The organism is Arthrobacter sp. R-11 (genome assembly GCF_049913155.1).
Lineage (GTDB): Bacteria > Actinomycetota > Actinomycetes > Actinomycetales > Micrococcaceae > Arthrobacter.
In genome coordinates this window covers 1427180-1442588 of record NZ_CP183979.1, presented here as the reverse complement: position 1 = coordinate 1442588, position 15409 = coordinate 1427180, and the positions used below count along the sequence as shown (strand labels likewise).

Annotated in this window: 13 protein-coding genes; 3 read left to right on the top strand and 10 right to left on the bottom strand. The window is 66.8% G+C overall.

The genetic code is table 11. From position 1 onward, the window contains the following. The first annotated feature begins 65 nt into the window (after positions 1-65). The gene (locus tag ACN9M4_RS06340; protein ID WP_426302702.1) at positions 66-1013 is read left to right on the top strand and encodes a LysR family transcriptional regulator; all 948 of its coding nucleotides are present in this window, start codon (positions 66-68) and stop codon (positions 1011-1013) included. Here the strand turns inward: ACN9M4_RS06340 and ACN9M4_RS06335 are convergent. From ACN9M4_RS06335 to ACN9M4_RS06290, 10 genes are all read right to left on the bottom strand, one after another. Then, on the bottom strand, positions 1010-2200 hold the full coding sequence (locus ACN9M4_RS06335) for a Gfo/Idh/MocA family protein (RefSeq protein ID WP_426302701.1): 1191 nt from the start codon (positions 2198-2200) through the stop codon (positions 1010-1012). The genes ACN9M4_RS06340 and ACN9M4_RS06335 overlap by 4 nt on opposite strands. A 23-nt stretch (positions 2201-2223) precedes the next feature. Further along, positions 2224-3273, bottom strand: a complete 1050-nt coding sequence (locus tag ACN9M4_RS06330) for a LacI family DNA-binding transcriptional regulator (protein WP_426302700.1) — start codon at positions 3271-3273, stop codon at positions 2224-2226. Positions 3274-3324: 51 nt separating this feature from the next. Continuing rightward, positions 3325-4986 carry a sugar ABC transporter substrate-binding protein gene (locus ACN9M4_RS06325; protein ID WP_426302699.1) on the bottom strand — a complete coding sequence of 554 codons (1662 nt, stop codon included), beginning with the start codon at positions 4984-4986 and terminating at the stop codon, positions 3325-3327. Positions 4987-5028: 42 nt separating this feature from the next. Next, complete coding sequence (locus ACN9M4_RS06320; protein ID WP_426302698.1) at positions 5029-5985, bottom strand: carbohydrate ABC transporter permease; 957 nt, start codon at positions 5983-5985, stop codon at positions 5029-5031. A 3-nt stretch (positions 5986-5988) separates the two neighbouring features. Next, a complete protein-coding gene (locus ACN9M4_RS06315; RefSeq protein ID WP_426302697.1) occupies positions 5989-7041 on the bottom strand; it encodes an ABC transporter permease in 1053 nt (350 codons plus the stop codon). Positions 7042-7288: 247 nt separating this feature from the next. Next, the gene (locus ACN9M4_RS06310; protein WP_426302696.1) at positions 7289-7912 is read right to left on the bottom strand and encodes a DUF5666 domain-containing protein; all 624 of its coding nucleotides are present in this window, start codon (positions 7910-7912) and stop codon (positions 7289-7291) included. 181 nt (positions 7913-8093) lie between these two features. After that, positions 8094-9602, bottom strand: coding sequence for an Asp-tRNA(Asn)/Glu-tRNA(Gln) amidotransferase subunit GatB (gene gatB, locus ACN9M4_RS06305; protein ID WP_426302695.1), 1509 nt, complete (start codon positions 9600-9602; stop codon positions 8094-8096). Then, positions 9602-11164: an Asp-tRNA(Asn)/Glu-tRNA(Gln) amidotransferase subunit GatA gene (gene gatA / locus ACN9M4_RS06300; RefSeq protein WP_426302694.1), complete on the bottom strand. Its 1563-nt coding sequence runs from the start codon at positions 11162-11164 to the stop codon at positions 9602-9604. The genes gatB and gatA overlap by 1 nt, the downstream gene beginning before the upstream one ends. Before the next feature lie 4 nt (positions 11165-11168). After that, complete coding sequence (gene gatC / locus ACN9M4_RS06295; RefSeq protein ID WP_070350810.1) at positions 11169-11465, bottom strand: Asp-tRNA(Asn)/Glu-tRNA(Gln) amidotransferase subunit GatC; 297 nt, start codon at positions 11463-11465, stop codon at positions 11169-11171. 171 nt (positions 11466-11636) lie between these two features. Beyond that, positions 11637-12503 (bottom strand): GntR family transcriptional regulator, encoded by an 867-nt coding sequence (locus ACN9M4_RS06290; protein WP_426302693.1) that lies wholly within the window; start codon positions 12501-12503, stop codon positions 11637-11639. Between the two features lie 290 nt (positions 12504-12793). Between ACN9M4_RS06290 and ACN9M4_RS06285 the strand changes: the two genes are divergently transcribed. Next, positions 12794-14059 carry a RuBisCO large subunit C-terminal-like domain-containing protein gene (locus ACN9M4_RS06285; protein ID WP_426302692.1) on the top strand — a complete coding sequence of 422 codons (1266 nt, stop codon included), beginning with the start codon at positions 12794-12796 and terminating at the stop codon, positions 14057-14059. A 1-nt stretch (position 14060) separates the two neighbouring features. Beyond that, positions 14061-15359, top strand: a complete 1299-nt coding sequence (locus tag ACN9M4_RS06280) for a four-carbon acid sugar kinase family protein (RefSeq protein WP_426302691.1) — start codon at positions 14061-14063, stop codon at positions 15357-15359. The last annotated feature ends 50 nt before the right edge of the window (positions 15360-15409 follow it).

Here is a 15409-nt window from a genome sequence, read left to right as displayed (position 1 = left end):
ACGTTCGCGCCGAAGGAGATTCAGGTTCTGCTACATCGAACTGACGGACACTTTAGGATTGGCTTATGGATGTCCGCCAGCTTCAGGTGTTGCGTGAACTCGGTGAACTCGGCAGCGTCAAGGCCGTTGCCGAGGCCATGATGGTCACGCCTTCCGCCGTGTCCCAGCAGCTCACCCTCCTCCAGCGCAGCGCCGGGGTGCCGCTCACCCGCAAGGAGGGCCGGAACCTGGTGCTGACTGATGCCGGCCAGGTGCTCGCCGACGCCGGCGGGGCCGTCATCCGTGCCATGGCCGACGCGCATGCGGCGATCGGCGGCTATCACGACGACCCCGCCGGAACGGTATCCGTCAGCGCCTTCCACAGCGCGGGCCAGGCCATCTTCGGGCGGCTGGCAGGCCGACTCGCCGCGACGGCAGAGAACGACGGCGGCACTCCCGACAGCGGTGTCCCCCGCCTGCGCCTGGCGGACGAGGACGTTCCGCAGCAGGGATTCCCGGCCCTGACCGCACGCTACGACATCGTGCTCGCGCACCGCATGGCGCACAGCGAGGACTGGCCCACGGACCGGATCCTGGTGCTGCCGCTCGCGGAGGAACCCTTCGACGTCGCGCTTCCCGCGGGGCACCCGCTGGCGGCCAAGGGCTCCCTGTCCCCGGCCGACGTCGCCGGCGAAAGCTGGGTCTCCAGCCGCCCCGGCTACTCCCCCGCGGACGTGCTGGCCGCCGTCGCCGCCGTGGCGAGCCGGGCCCCGCACATCGCCCACCGCGTGAACGACTACGCCACGGTGGCGGCCGTGGTGGCGGGCAGCGGTGTGCTGGGGCTGCTGCCCCGGCACACCGCCGCCGCCGCGGCCCTTTCCCAGGGCGTGGTCCTCAGGCCGCTCGAAGGCATCGCCACCCGGCGCCGCATCGACATGCTGATCCGGCCCGAGAACGCCCGCCGGCAGGCCGTCCAGAAGGTGGCACAAGTACTGAGGGAGGTCGTGAACGAGCTCGTCTCCTCCCCGGGCTAGCTGCTGGGGACGGGCGCCGGCTGGCCGTTTTCGAAGTACGCCACCAGTTCGGCCGGGAGCGCGGGCACTTCCCGGGCGCCGCCGTCGGCCCGCAGCGATTCGGCGGCCAGCACGCCGGCGGCCACGGCCTGCCGGGCGGCGACTGGCGACGTCTGGGTCGGACCGCCGTCGGCCGCGAAGCGCAGGAACTCGGCGATCAGGCGCGGGTCGGCGCCGCCGTGCCCGCCTTCGCCGTCCTGGATGGTGACGGTTTCGTCCGGCTCGGCGTATCCCGGAGTGCGCTTGGTCCACAGGCCGATCCGCTCCCCCGGCCCGTCGCCGAAGTTCTCGATCCGGCCCGTGGTGCCGATCACCGTGTAGTTCCGCCAGTAGTCCGGGGTGAAATGGCACTGCTGGTAGGAAGCGAGCACGCCGTTGTCCAGCACCATGTTCATCATGGAGATGTCCTCGACGTCGATCCGCTCGGCGAGCCCGTGCTGTTCGGTTGGCGGCCAGTTCTCCAGCGAGAACCACTCGCCCATGCGCTTGCTGCTGTTGTCGCTGCGGTCCGTCACCTTGCCGTACACCGCGAGCTCGCCGACGGCGGACACGCGCTTGGAGTAGCCGCCCGCCAGCCAGTGGATGACGTCGATGTCGTGCGCGCCCTTCTGGAGCAGCAGCGAGGTGACGTTCTTCCGCTCGGAGTGCCAGTCCTTGAAGTAGTAGTCGCCGCCGTGGCCCACGAAGTGCCGGCACCAGACGGCCTTGACCTCGCCGATCCTGCCTTGTTCGATCAGCTCGCGCATCTGGACCACCACGGGCATGTGCCTCATGTTGTGGCCCACGTACAGCCGGGTGTCGCTGTCGTAGGCGGCCTGCAGGATCGAATCGGCGGCCTCGATGGTGATGTCCAGCGGCTTCTCGCAGAAGGTGGGGATGCCCGCCTTGAGAGTGCGGACCGCGACGGCGGCGTGCTGGTTGTCCGGGGTGAGCACCAGGACCGCGTCGATTCCGCTGTCGATCAGTTCCTGGAGCTCGCCTGTCACCTTGGCGGTGGGGATGCGCTCCGCGGCATCGGCCCGGCCGCGTTCGCTGGTATCGCAGACGATGGTCACCTCCGATCCCTGCCCCGGCTTGTGCGCGTGGCGCCACAGCCCTGCGCGCAGGCCGAAGCCCACCACGCCGATCTTCAAGTCTTCGGTTCCCATGTGTTTCGTGCTTCTTTCTGTTCTCAATAAAGTCTGTTGGCCGCAGTGCGGTGCGGGGCCGATTCCCTGACAAAGAGCTGCCAGGGGAAGTCCAGGACCGCAGGGGGCGCGGCGGGGGTGCTGCCGCCGTCGACGGCCCTCTTGAGCAGCAGCCGGGCCACCCGCTCGAAGAAGTCCACCGGACCCACCGTGCTCAGAGAGGGCGACATCCGTTCGCCCTCGATGGCGTTGCCGACGCCGATGATGTCCACGTCGCGGCCGACGGTCAGCCCGAGCCGCTGCGCGGCGTTCACCGCGCTGACGGCGGCGTAATCCGTGGTGGCATACAGGGCGGTGGGCCGGTCATCGCGGCTGAGCAGGCGCATGGTGGCCGCGTAGGCGCCCGCCGTGGTGCCGTCGAAGGCGCCTACGTAGTGCTCGTTTACGCCGATTCCCGCGGCGGCGAGCGCGGAGGTGTAGGCCTCATAGCGCTGCCCGGCCGGGGGCCGCCCCTCCCGGGAGGGCACCAGGCAGCCCACCTTGCGGTGGCCCGCCAGCAGGTGCTCCACCGCGAGGGTGCAGCCGGGTCCGGCGACGGAACGGATGACGTCGAAGCCGGCGGCTTCAAGCTCCTCGTCGAACACCACCAAGGTGGAGCCGCGCGCGGCGAGATCGGCCAGGGCACCGCGCTGCCCTTCCCTGACGGCGTCCACGAACACAGCATCGGCGTCGTGGCTCTGCAGCACCTTGACCCAGTCCGCGTCACCGAGGATCAGCGGAGTGATCCCCAGGGGCGCGGCCGCCTTCTGCACGGCCTCGATCACGGACAGGGACCAGGGGTCCGAAAGCATGGTCAGGGACAGGATCACGGTGTTGGTCCGTCCGGTGCGGATGGCCCGGGCCGCCTGGTTGGGCCGGTAGCCCAGCCGCTCCGCAGCGGCGCGCACCCGTTCCACGGTGGTGTCCGAAACCCCCGGCCCGCCCTCGCCCCGCCGGCCGGACATCACATAGGACACCGTTGCCGTGGAGACGCCAGCTTCCGCCGCGACCATGCGGATGGTCGGGCGTATTCCGCTACCTGCTGTCCTGGCCATGCTTTCCCCCTTCTGGTGTGCTGCAGCCCCAGTCTGCCGTGTCGTGGCTGCCTAGGCGCGGAAGACCGGGACGTCGGACGGCAGCGCCGCCTGGTATTCGTCGCGGATCTTGTCCCCGCCTCCGGACTTCCAGCGCTTGACGGCGGCGTCCAGCTCGGACATCTTGGCGCGGCCGGTGATGATGTCCACCACCTTGTCCCGGAGTTGCTTGGTGATCTTGGCGCCCACCTTGGAGTTCGCGTCCGAGTAGGTGCCGTTGGTGGGATTGCGCCAGGCGAGTTCAAGGAGCTTCTTCTGCTGTTCGTTGACGTACTTGGTGTCGTCGTCGAAGCCGGGGTTGAAGACCACGTTCTCCGGGCTGGACATGATGTTCAGCGCCGACACCAGGCCCGGCAGGTTGGTGGTGCCGGACTCGGTGAGCTGCGGGTTGCCCTTGGCGTCTAGCGAGTAGTCCTTGCCGGCCTCGCCGAAGTTCTTCTGCATGTACTCCACGGTGCCGAACGGTGCGGAGAGGTAGTTGATGAGGGCCAGCAGTTCCCGGATCTTGCCCTCATCGGCCTTCTTGAACGGGGTGAAGCCGACCGTGCCGTAGCCCATGTCGTACGTGGGCTTGACCTTGCCGTCCGCGCTAAACGGCACCAGGATGTCGAATCCTTGGTCCTTGTTGAAGCCACGGTAGCTCTTGATGTCGTGCGGGCCCACCAGGACTTGACCGGCGACGCTGCCATTGGCGACGCGGTTGCGGATGTCCGGGACGTTCACGTCCGGATAGAAGACCCCGGCGGCGAACAGCTTGGCCGTGAACTCGACACCGGCGGCGTACTCCCCGGTCTCGAACAGGTGGGTCAGGGTGCGGTCCTTATTGACGGCCCAGGAGTTGGGAGCGCCGAACCATTCGGTGACCATGTGCAGGACGTTCACGTAGGCCGGTTCCAGTGCGTACTTGCGTTCCGCGGGCCGGGTGAGCTCCTTCGCCTTCTCCAGGAACTCATCCGCCGAGGCCGCGTTCAGGCCGCCCACCTTCTCCCACACGTCGCGGCGGCCGGACATGATCTGTCCGAACGGCGTGCTCGGGATGGGTGCTCCCCAGATCTTGCCGTTCACGACGGCGGTCTTCCAGGAGTCCGGCTTCAGCGCGGCAAGGTTGGGGTACTCGAGGACGGCGTCCCCGGAGAGGTACTTAGTGAGGTCCTGGAACTTCGCCTCCAGCATGGGGCCGACATTGGGGATGCCCTGGTTCGGTGGGACCCACATCATGTCCGGCAGGTCGTCGCTGGCCAGCACCGTGGCGAACTTGGCCGGGTAGCCGTCACCGATGTCCTCGGCGATCTGCAGTTCCAGTTCGCCGCCGAGCTTGGCGTTGAGCCTCTGCCAGAAGGGGTTGTCCTTCATGCCCGGGCTCATGGTGTCGAAGGTTTCGGTCAAGCCGGTGACTTTGCCCTTGAGCGGGGCTTCCTTGACCGAGGTGACGCCTTCGGGCAGCTTGAAGAACGCTGCCTGCAGGCCCTTGGAGTTGCCTGCGAGATCGGCGGTGACCCCGGTGAACTCCTTGTAGGTGGGGAGCTTGACCCCGGCGGAAGCGGCCGCTCCGCCGCTGCCTCCGGAGGTGCCGCCGCCACCGCAGGCGGCAAGGCCCGCCGTCGTGACCGCAAGGCCGGCCAGGCCGAGGAAGCCCCGGCGGCTGAAGCCCGTGTTAAGGGGTGCTGCACTCATGTGTTCATGCCTTTCAACTGGGTATGGACATCTTGGAAAAGCTCAGCCCTTCACGGCGCCCGTGAGGACGCCTTTGGTGAAGTGCTTCTGGAGGAAGGGGTAGACCATCAGGATCGGGACCAGGGCCACCACGACGACGGCCATCTGGATGGACTGGCTCGGCGGCACCGAGGAGATTCCCAGGCCGTCGGCGGCGCCGGAGCCCTGGACAACGAAGTTGCGCAGCAGCAGCTGGATGGGCCATTTGCTGTGGTCGTTGATGTAGAGGAGGGCGTTGAAGAAGGAGTTCCAGAAACCCACCGCATAGAACAGCCCGACGACGGCGATCACGGCCTTGGACAGCGGCATCACGATCCGCCACAGGATGGTCCAGTCACTGGCGCCGTCGATGCGGGCGCTTTCGATGAGCTCCTGCGGGATGTTCATGAAGAAGGAGCGCATCACCACGAAGTTGAAGGCCCCGAAGATGCCCGGCAGGATCAGCGACCACAGGCTGTCCAGCAGGCCGAGCTGCTTGATCATGAGGAAGGACGGGATCAAGCCCGGGGCGAACAGCAGGGTGAAGAGCACCGCGAGGACCACGGGACGGCCGAACAGCACCGGCCGGCTGGTGGCGTAGGCCATGGTGATGGTGACGAACAGGGCGAGGATGGTGCCGACGATCGTGACGAAGGCGCTGACGCCCAGGGAGTTCAGCACCATGGGGCCGTTGAAGATGGTCTGGTAGGCCTCCAGGGTGGGCCGCTCAGGCCAGAGCACGAAGCCGCCGGCCTTGGCGAGCTGGTCCTTGTCCGCCAGCGAGGTGGAAACCACCAGCAGGATCGGCACGATGATCGAGGCGCTGAAGAGCACCAGGACCAGGGTCTTGATGGTCTGGTAGAGGGGCGAGGGCCGCTCCTTCCAGACGGGGCGCTTCGGGTTGTAGCTCAGTTCCTTTGGCTTGCGGGCTTTGGCCTTGCGGCCCAGCGGGAGTTTTTCCGGGGAAAGTGTGATTGCCATGTGCTAGCCGACTTTCTTTGCGAAAATGCCGTCTTCGCCAAAGCGGTGGGCAAGTTTGTTCGCGGCGTAGATCAAGAGGGCGCTGACCACGCCCTTCGCCAGGCCGGCCGCGGCGCCGGAGCTCCAGCCGCCGCCGACGACGCCGGTGTAGTAGGTGAAGGTGTCCAGCACTTCGGCGGCTCCCGCGCCCACGGCGTCGCGCTGCAGGATGAACTGCTCGAAGCCGACCGAGAGGATGTCGCCGATCCGGAGGATCAGCAGCAGCACGATCACCGGGCGGAGTCCAGGGAGCGTGATGTGCCACATGCGGCGCCAGCGCCCGGCGCCGTCGGCCGCTGCCGCTTCGTAAAGGGATGCGTCGATGCTGGCCAGGGCGGCGAGGAAGATGATCATTGCCCAGCCGGCGTCCTTCCAGATCATCTGGACCACCACGAGCACCGGGAAGGTGTCCGGGTTGGTCATGAACGGAATCGGGTCCATGCCGAACTGGCGCAGGGTGTTGTTGATGAATCCGGCGCCGCCGAGCATCTGCTGGAACAGCGCGATCACCAGCACCCAGGACAGGAAGTGCGGCAGGTAGGCGATGCTCTGGAAGACCCTGCGGATGCGCATGCTGATCAGCGAGTCCACGATCAGTGCCAGGACCAGCGGCACCGGGAACAGGAAGACCAGCTGCCAGGCGGCCAGGTACAGGGTGTTCCAGAAGGCCTGCAGGAAGTCCGGGTTGGCGAACAGGTCAACGAAGTTCTGCCAGCCGACCCATAGGCTGTCCCCGATGCCCAGGAACGGCTGGTAGTCCTGGAAGGCGATGATGTTGCCAAGGATGGGGATGTAGAAGAACAGCAGCAGGAAGACGATGCCCGGGACCATCATCAGCAGCATCTGCTTGTCGCGCCGCAGGCGGGAGCGGAAGCTCTGCTTGGCCTGGGTCCGCGGTTTGCTGCGCTTCGCCTTGGCGGGCTTTCCCTTTCCAAGGCCCGGGATGCGCCCTCCGGCATGTGCCGGGACGCGGTCCGCGTCCGGCAGGGCCGGAACTGCCTCCGTCGTCGAGTTCATGCGTTCTCCTCTTGCTCATGGCGCGCGGTGCAGTCCCGCGGGATCAGGTGCGGCCCGGTAGGCCTTGTGATCCAGGCCACGCTCGTTAACCGTTTAACAAACCATAAGTGACGCCTGCAGAGTTTGCAAGATGTTGATTGAAACTGCGCACAAAAATCAGGTTTCAGCCATGGCACTTGGCCGGAGGCGCGCGCAAGCAACCGCGCGCCGCTACTGAAGGCCTCGTCCTAACGCCTGCTAACGCCTCCTAGACGTTGCCCCCGTGGCGGTGCTGCCGCCCCATGTCCCAAGGCACAGTCCCATTGAGCCCCGCGGGCCAGGTCCCGGTGACGATGCGTGTGGCCGTGACCGTTGCGCCGTTCTTCGTGGCGGAGACCCGGACGGTGTCCCCCGCCTTCAGATCGGAGGCCTTGATGGTTTGGGGCAACGGCCTCCGGCCCTGCATGCCGGGTCCGGAATCGGGGATCTTGACGATGGCGGTCGTCGATGCGAGCGCGTAGCTCTGGGTGAAGCCGTCCTCGCTCTTGACGGTGATGTTCGAACCGCTGACGGACTGCACCGTGCCGGTCTGGGTCACGATTGTCGTGTAGCTGCCGTCATTGTTCTTCACCGTGAACTCGCCGTGGATCCCCCGGCCCGGAAGAACGCGTGGCATCACGGGGAAGTGCTTGGAGTTGCCGTTGCCGGGCGACGGCGTGGCGGGCGATGTTGCACCGGGTGAAGGCGATGCCGTGCCCGCAGGCGAAGCGCCCGTGTACAGCGGGATGATCTGGTTGGCGGCCCACACGGTAGCCACACTGCCGCCGCCCAGGACGACGGCGACACCGCCCGCGATAAGGGCCGTGCGGACGCCCGGAGTCATGGTGGACATGGCCTGATCCTTTCTCCGCTCCTCCCCGGACCGGCAAGGGGCGGGCAGCAAAGAACTGATGACTCCATGATGTGCCTTGAAGCTGTGTGCCTGCTGTGGATCCAGACACAACTGGGTCGCAGTTGTTGTCGTTTTGAGGGCTCAAAACGACGTTAACTGCGACCCAGTTGGGAAGAAGCCGTTAGCCTTCGACGCCGAGCTTCTCCAGGATCAGCTCGCGCACGCGGCCCGCGTCGGCCTGGCCGCGGGTGGCCTTCATGACGCCGCCGACGATCGCACCGATGGCCTGGACCTTGCCGCCGCGGATCTTCTCCGCGACGTCGGGCTGGGCGGCCAGGGCGGCGTCGATGGCTTCCAGCAGCGGACCATCGTCGGACACAACCGCAAGGCCGCGCTTCTCGACGATTTCCTCCGGGGTGCCTTCGCCGGCGAGGACGCCGTCCAGCACCTGGGAGGCCATCTTGTTGTTGATCTTGCCGCCCTCGACGAGCTTGTTGAGCTCCACGATGGTTTCCGGCGTCACGCCGAGTTCGGCGGGGTCGACGTCGGCCGTCTTGGCCCTGCCCACGATCTCGCCCATCCACCACTTGCGGGCCACGGAGGCGCTGGCACCTGCGGCGATGGTCTCCTCGATGGAGTCCATGACGCCGGCGTTCACCACGTCGCGGAACTCCAGGTCCGAGTAGCCCCAGGCTTCCTTCAGGCGCTTGCGGCGCTCGGCGGGCGGCTCGGGCAGGGTGGCGCGCAGTTCCTCCACCCACTCACGCGAGGCGACGACGGGAACCAGGTCCGGCTCAGGGAAGTAGCGGTAGTCGTCGGCGTCGGACTTGGCGCGGCCCGACGTCGTCGTGCGCGTGTCCTCGTGCCAGTGGCGAGTCTCCTGGATGACCGGCTGGCCGGAGTCGAGGACGGCGGCGTGGCGCTGGATCTCGTAGCGGACGGCGTGTTCGACGGCGCGCAGCGAGTTCACGTTTTTCGTCTCGGAGCGGATGCCGAAGCGTTCCTGGCCGTGCGGGCGCAGGGAGACGTTGGCGTCACAGCGGACGTTGCCGCGTTCCATCTTGGCGTCGGAAACGCCGAGGTTCTTGACGATCTCGCGGACCGCGGCCACGTAGGCCTTGGCGAGCTCCGGCGCACGGCTGCCCGCGCCCTCGATCGGCTTGGTGACGATCTCGACGAGCGGCACGCCGGCGCGGTTGTAGTCCACCAGCGAGTAGTCGGCGCCCTGGATGCGGCCCGCGGAACCGCCCATGTGGGTGAGCTTGCCGGCGTCCTCTTCCATGTGGGCCCGCTCGATCTCGACGCGGAACACGGTGCCGTCCTCGAGTTCGATGTCCAGGTAGCCGTCGTACGCGATGGGCTCGTCGTACTGGGAGGTCTGGAAGTTCTTCGGGGTGTCCGGGTAGAAGTAGTTCTTCCGGGCGAAGCGGCAGGATTCGGCGATCTTGCAGTTGAGCGCGAGGCCTATCTTGATGGAGGACTCGACGGCGGCCTTGTTCACCACCGGGAGGACGCCCGGCAGGCCGAGGTCCACCTCGTTGACGTTGGTGTTCGGCTCGTCACCGAAGACGTTCGGAGCGGAGGAGAACATCTTCGTCTTTGTGTTCAGCTCCACGTGGACCTCGAAGCCAAGGACGGGATCGTACTTCTCCATGGCTTCTTCGAAGCTGAGGACGGTGTCGACGGACATTAGTTGGAACCTCCCACGGTGTTTGCGGCGCCGATCGCGGGAGCCTGCAGTTCAGGGGCACGGTCAAGCAGCGGGCCGCCCCACTTCTCTTCGAGCAGCGATTCGAGGACGGCACCCACGCGGTAAAGGCGGGCGTCCTCGCGGGCCGGGGCGAGCAGCTGGATGCCCACGGGCAGGCCGTCCTCATCGGCCAGGCCGCCGGGCAGCGACAGGCCGGGGACGCCGGCCATGTTCGCCGGGATGGTGGCGACGTCGTTGAGGTACATGGCCAGCGGGTCGTTGAGCTTCTCCCCCAGCTTGAACGCCGTGGTGGGCGCCGTCGGGGAAATCAGCACGTCGGCCTGGGCGAACGCGGCGTCGAAGTCGCGCTGGATCAGGGTGCGCACCTTCTGGGCCGAACCGTAGTAGGCGTCGTAGTAGCCGGCGCTCAGGGCGTAGGTGCCCAGGATGATGCGGCGCTTGACCTCGTCGCCGAAGCCGGCGGCGCGGGTGGCACCCATGACGCGCTCGATGGTCAGGGGCCCTTCCTTGGGCAGCACGCGCAGGCCGAAGCGGACGCCGTCGAACTTGGCCAGGTTGCTGGACACCTCGGACGGCATGATCAGGTAGTAGGCGCCCAGGGCGTACTTGAAGTTCGGGCAGGAGACCTCGACGATTTCCGCCCCGGCGTCCTTGAGCAGCTCGAGGGATTCGTTGAAGCGGTTCTCGACGCCGGCCTGGTAGCCCTCGCCGTGCAGTTCCTTGATGATGCCGATCTTCATGCCCGTGACGTTGCCGGTGCGTGCGGCCTCGACCAGGTTGTCGAAGGGATCGGTCAGGGAGGTGGAGTCGTAGGGGTCGTGGCCGCCGATGACTTCCTGCAGCAGCGCGGAGTCCAGCACGGTCCGGGAGACCGGGCCGATCTGGTCAAGGGAGGAGGCCATGGCGATGGCGCCGTAGCGGGACACCGCGCCGTAGGTGGGCTTCACGCCCACCGTGCCGGTGACCGCGCCGGGCTGGCGAATGGACCCGCCGGTGTCCGTGCCGAGCGCCAGCGGCGCTTCAAAGGCAGCGACGGCGGCAGCGGAGCCGCCGCCCGAACCGCCTGGAATGCGGTCCAGGTCCCAGGGGTTGCGGGTGGGGCCGTAGGCCGAGTGTTCGGTGGAGGACCCCATGGCGAATTCGTCCAGGTTGGTCTTGCCCAGGATGGGCATCTTCGCGGCGCGCAGCTTCTTGATGACCGTGGCGTCGTAGGGGCTGTGCCAGCCTTCGAGGATCTTCGAACCGGCCGTGGTGGGCTGGCCGATGGTGACGATCAGGTCCTTGACGGCGATCGGAACGCCGGCGAGTTCGTGCAGTTCCCCGGCGGCAGCTCCGCCGGCGGCGCGGATCGCGTCAACTTCGGCGGCGACGGCGAGCGCCTCCTCGGCGTTGACGTGCAGGAAGGCGTTGACCTGGCCGTCGACGGCGGCGATGCGGTCCAGGTAGGCCTGCGTCACCTCGACGGAGGTCACTTCGCCCGCGGCAAGCTTTGCTGCGAGGGCTGCGGCGGAGAGGCGGATGAGTTCGGTGCTGTCAGTCATCTTCTTAGTCCTCGTCCAGGATGGCCGGGACCTTGAAGCGGTCCTCCGCGGCGTCCGGAGCACCGGACAGCGCCTGCTCGGCGGTGAAAGTGTGGCCAACGACGTCTTCGCGGAAGACGTTGCTCAGCGGGATCGGGTGGGACGTGGCCGGGACGTCGTCCCCGGCGGCTTCGCTGACGGACTTCACCGAGTCCACGATGACGGCGAGTTCGCCCGCCATCCGGTCCAGCTCTTCGGCACTCATTTCAATGTGAGCGAGCCGCGCAAGATGCGCCACATCGTCACGGTTGATCGCAGCCATGGATCTCCCCTGCAAGTTCAAATGGTTTTCCGGACCAGTCTACTTTGGTTGTGCTGGCTCAAGAGCCGCTTCCGCGCCCGGCGCCGCGTCACCTTCCGGCTGTCGGCCGTGGCTGGCTTCCGGCGGCGAACCGGACGATCCTTCAGAGGCCGGTTGGACGTGCGGCGCGCTTTAGCGTGCTCCTCGTTCCAGGTCGGCTAGTTCCGATTCAAGTTGCCGGGTCAGGTTGCGCAGGCGGCGGATGTGCTCATGGGAGACGCGCCCTGGCTGGCTGGTGACTTGTGCGTCGACGTCGAAGACGGTGTTAGGGCTGTGCCAGACGTTGAACCATTCGAGACCATGGCCGAGGGCGTCCCGGGTGACACCCTGAAGCAGAAGCAGCGGTTCCCGGGCGTTGATGTTCAGTTTCCGTGCCAGGTCGGGATCTGAAGATACGGCCTGTATCTGGCGGGGTCCGCCGACGGGGTGGTAACCGTGATCGCGCATTAGGCCGAGGAGCGAGGAGTTTTCGAGCAGTTCCGCGGTGAAGTGCGGGAAGAAGTCGCGCGGGACCCAGGTGCGCATGAAGGCAACCGGAAGATCGTCGAGGTAGCGGACCCGCTCGATTTTCCAGGTGTTGGTGGTATTGAGAGCCTCGATGCCCGCCTGGGGCGGTTCGGAAGGTTCCACGCTGAGGACATGGGTGCGCAGGCGTTGCCCGTGCGCGGCCGCCTGCTCATCCAGGCCGCCGGCGCGCTGAACGTGACGTCGAAGGACAGGCGTTGCGGCCACTACGCTGCCGCGGCCGCGCTGGCGTCGGATCAGGCCCAGGTCGGCAAGGCCTGACAGGGCCTGGCGAACGACGCTCCGGGAGACCCCGAACTGCCTTTGCAGTTCCTCTTCGGTGGGCAGAGAGGAGCCCGGGGACAGTGCCAGGTCCACGATCTGCCGGTGCAGGATGTCCCGGATTTGCGCGTGGAGCGGGCCTCCGGCTTCCCGGTTCAGGCCACCGCTGCGCCCCGCCGGCTCCGATGTTGGTTCTGCTGGTTCCAAACTCACGCTAACTCCTCTGCCGCTGTGCAAATCTTAGCCCTCCTGCTGCATCTCTAGCGGTCTGCAGTGTTTTCGATCGGCCTTGACGTGACCTACGCCACCCATTATTGTACGTATCAAAGGTACGTACAACTTCGAACCTACGTGCAACTTCGGACCAGGGATCGCGGAAGATGCCGTGGATACGAAGTGCCAGTCACCTGCTTGAGCCCGTATTGGTGCATGAGCGAAGTGAGAGTACGCGCAGGTGACAGTCGGATACGTGAGTTTCTAAACCCCTCGAATTGGAGAGTTCCATGCGCGACCCGCGCTCGGTGCGTTGCACCTACTACCTGGAGTCTGAGATTGAGCCCGAGAAGGCCGCGGCCATCATGGCGGGCGAGCAGTCCAGCGGCACGTTCCTGCCGGTGCCCGGCGAATCCGCCCGGATCCGGGAACGGCACGCCGCCCGGATATCGGATGTTCAGGAGCTTGGCTTTTGCCGGCCCTCACTGCCGTCACGGTCCAACCCGGAAAAAGTCCGCGCCGCCTTGGTGACCGTTGACTTTCCGATGGAGAACGTCGGCACCGATCTGGCCACCCTCCAGACTGCTATGGCAGGCAATCTTTTCGAGCTGGGTGATTTGTACGCCTGCCGGCTCCAGGACATGCAGCTGCCCGGGGATTTTGTCGCCGCACACCCCGGCCCGGCATTCGGCATCGAGGGGACGCGCAAGCTCATCAGTGACGTTCAGGGCGTGATGGTCGGCACCATCGTCAAGCCAAATGTCGGGCTCTCGGAAGAAGAGTTCCGGCTGGTTGTCCGGGATCTGGCGATGGCGTCCATTGACCTGATCAAGGACGACGAGCTGATGACTGATCCGGCGTACCTGCCGCTGGAACGCCGGGTCGCGGTCGCCACCGAGGAAATCCGTGCCGCAGAGCAGATCACGGGCCACTCGACGATGTATGCCTTCAACATCACCGGCGACCTCGCCGGGCTGCAAGAGCGCCACGATCTGGTTGTTGAAGCCGGTGGCCGCTGCGTGATGTTGAACATCCCGGTGATGGGAATGCCGGCCCTGGCGTTGCTCCGCAGCTTCGCCGAGGTCCCAATCCACGGCCACCGCGCGGGTCTCGCCGCCTCCATGCGGTCCAAGGCCCTGGGCATGGACTACCGCGTCTGGCAGCAGATGGCCCGCCTTGCCGGCGCCGACCACCTGCACGCCAGCGGACTGGGCAGCAAGTTCTACGAACTGGACGAAGAGGTGACCGCGAACATCCGCAGCCTGCTTGAACCCCTGGGGGAGACCATCGCACCGCTGCCCGTCCTGTCTTCCGGGCAGAACGTCACCACCCCCGGGCCCACCTTCGACGCTGTCGGCTCCACGGACCTGATGATGCTGGCCGGCGGCGGGGTCGCAGCCCACCCGGACGGTCCCGGGGCCGGGGTGCGCAGCCTGCGCCAGGCCTGGGAAGCCGCAGTGGATGGGGTGCCGCTGCAGACTGCAGCCACCAAGCGGGCGGAAACTGGAGATGACGCCCTGCTGCATGCGGTCCAGACGTTCAGGAAAGGTGCCTGACATGCCAGCTTTCGGTTTCGTCGCCGACGACCTCACCGGAGCCGCCGACGTCCTGGCCCAGTCCCACCGCTACGGCCTGGAAGCCGCGCTGGTCATCGGCGACGCGCCGCTGCCCACGGACACCGACGTCGTCGGGTTCGCAGGTCCGGCACGGTCCCTGTCCGGGGCAGCGTTCGACACCCTGGTCACCCGTGACCTTGCCGGCATCGCGGCCCTGAACCTGGACGTGCTGCTGTACAAGGTCTGCTCCACGTTCGACAGCTCCACAACTGTCGGAAGCATCGGACGCGGGATCCAGCTGCTCCATGAGCAGTTCCCCCTGCACGGCCCCATTCCCGTGGTGCCGGCTCAACCGGGCTTCGGCCGTTACACCGCCTTCAGCAACCACTACGCGACCCATGCCGGCAAGATCTACCGGCTGGACCGCCATCCGGTGATGTCCCGGCACCCGTCCACCCCCATGTCCGAGGCGGACCTCCGCCAGGTCCTGGCCGAGCAGCTCGGCGGCACCCGGGTGCCCGGAGCCATCCACCTGCCCGCGTATGAGGACGGCACCTTCAAGGACTCCTGGGCGGACCGGCGCCGGGAACCCGGAGCGCAGGCCTTCGTCGTCGACGCCGTTGATGAATACCAGATGGACGCCATCGCTGAAGCCCTCACCCGGGAAGAACACGGCCACGGCCCGTCCGTCGTCGTCGGTTCCGGCGGCATCATGGCAGCCCTGGCACGGTCCATCTCGGACCAGACTCCCCGTACCCCCGGGCTGCAGCGCGCGACCGGTCCGGTGCTGGCCGTCAGCGCTTCAGCCTCCAGCACCACCGCGGAACAAATCAACGACGCTGTCTCCAATGGCTGGGAGGACGTTCCCGTGCCCGCCGAACTGCTGCAGCGCGATGACAGAACCCTCGTGGCAGCCCTCGACGAACAGGTTTCCGCTGCCCTCCGGGCAAGCAGGAACGTCGTCGTGCACACCACCCGCGGAGCGGCGGACCCCCGCTACGGTGCCGGTACGCCGGTGGATGCCGGCTACGTCGGCACACTGATCGGTGGCATCGCCGCCCGGATGGCAAACGCCGGGCTCACCCGTGACATCGCCGTCTGCGGCGGTGATACCTCCAGCCATGCACTCATCGCCATGGGCGTACGCCAGCTCCGGGTGTCGGACCAATTTGTCACGGCAGGCCCAATCCTGAAAGCCGACGGCGCCTCCGTAGTAAGCGGGTGCAGGCTCCTGCTCAAAGGCGGACAGGTCGGCCCGACCGACATTCTGCGCCGCTTCGCCGGCCAACTCCCCGGCTGACCCACAAGCAATTTCCCCCACGCATCACCAGAACCAACGAAAGGCGGCCC

Excerpts from the sequence above, each read along its gene's own strand:
- ACN9M4_RS06340 (WP_426302702.1), top strand. The coding sequence starts at position 66 with ATGGATGTCCGCCAGCTTCAGGTGTTGCGTGAACTCGGTGAACTCGGC.
- ACN9M4_RS06335 (WP_426302701.1), bottom strand. The coding sequence starts at position 2,200 with ATGGGAACCGAAGACTTGAAGATCGGCGTGGTGGGCTTCGGCCTGCGC.
- ACN9M4_RS06330 (WP_426302700.1), bottom strand. The coding sequence starts at position 3,273 with ATGGCCAGGACAGCAGGTAGCGGAATACGCCCGACCATCCGCATGGTC.
- ACN9M4_RS06325 (WP_426302699.1), bottom strand. The coding sequence starts at position 4,986 with ATGAGTGCAGCACCCCTTAACACGGGCTTCAGCCGCCGGGGCTTCCTC.
- ACN9M4_RS06320 (WP_426302698.1), bottom strand. The coding sequence starts at position 5,985 with ATGGCAATCACACTTTCCCCGGAAAAACTCCCGCTGGGCCGCAAGGCC.
- ACN9M4_RS06315 (WP_426302697.1), bottom strand. The coding sequence starts at position 7,041 with ATGAACTCGACGACGGAGGCAGTTCCGGCCCTGCCGGACGCGGACCGC.
- ACN9M4_RS06310 (WP_426302696.1), bottom strand. The coding sequence starts at position 7,912 with ATGTCCACCATGACTCCGGGCGTCCGCACGGCCCTTATCGCGGGCGGT.
- gatB (WP_426302695.1), bottom strand. The coding sequence starts at position 9,602 with ATGTCCGTCGACACCGTCCTCAGCTTCGAAGAAGCCATGGAGAAGTAC.
- gatA (WP_426302694.1), bottom strand. The coding sequence starts at position 11,164 with ATGACTGACAGCACCGAACTCATCCGCCTCTCCGCCGCAGCCCTCGCA.
- gatC (WP_070350810.1), bottom strand. The coding sequence starts at position 11,465 with ATGGCTGCGATCAACCGTGACGATGTGGCGCATCTTGCGCGGCTCGCT.
- ACN9M4_RS06285 (WP_426302692.1), top strand. The coding sequence starts at position 12,794 with ATGCGCGACCCGCGCTCGGTGCGTTGCACCTACTACCTGGAGTCTGAG.
- ACN9M4_RS06280 (WP_426302691.1), top strand. The coding sequence starts at position 14,061 with ATGCCAGCTTTCGGTTTCGTCGCCGACGACCTCACCGGAGCCGCCGAC.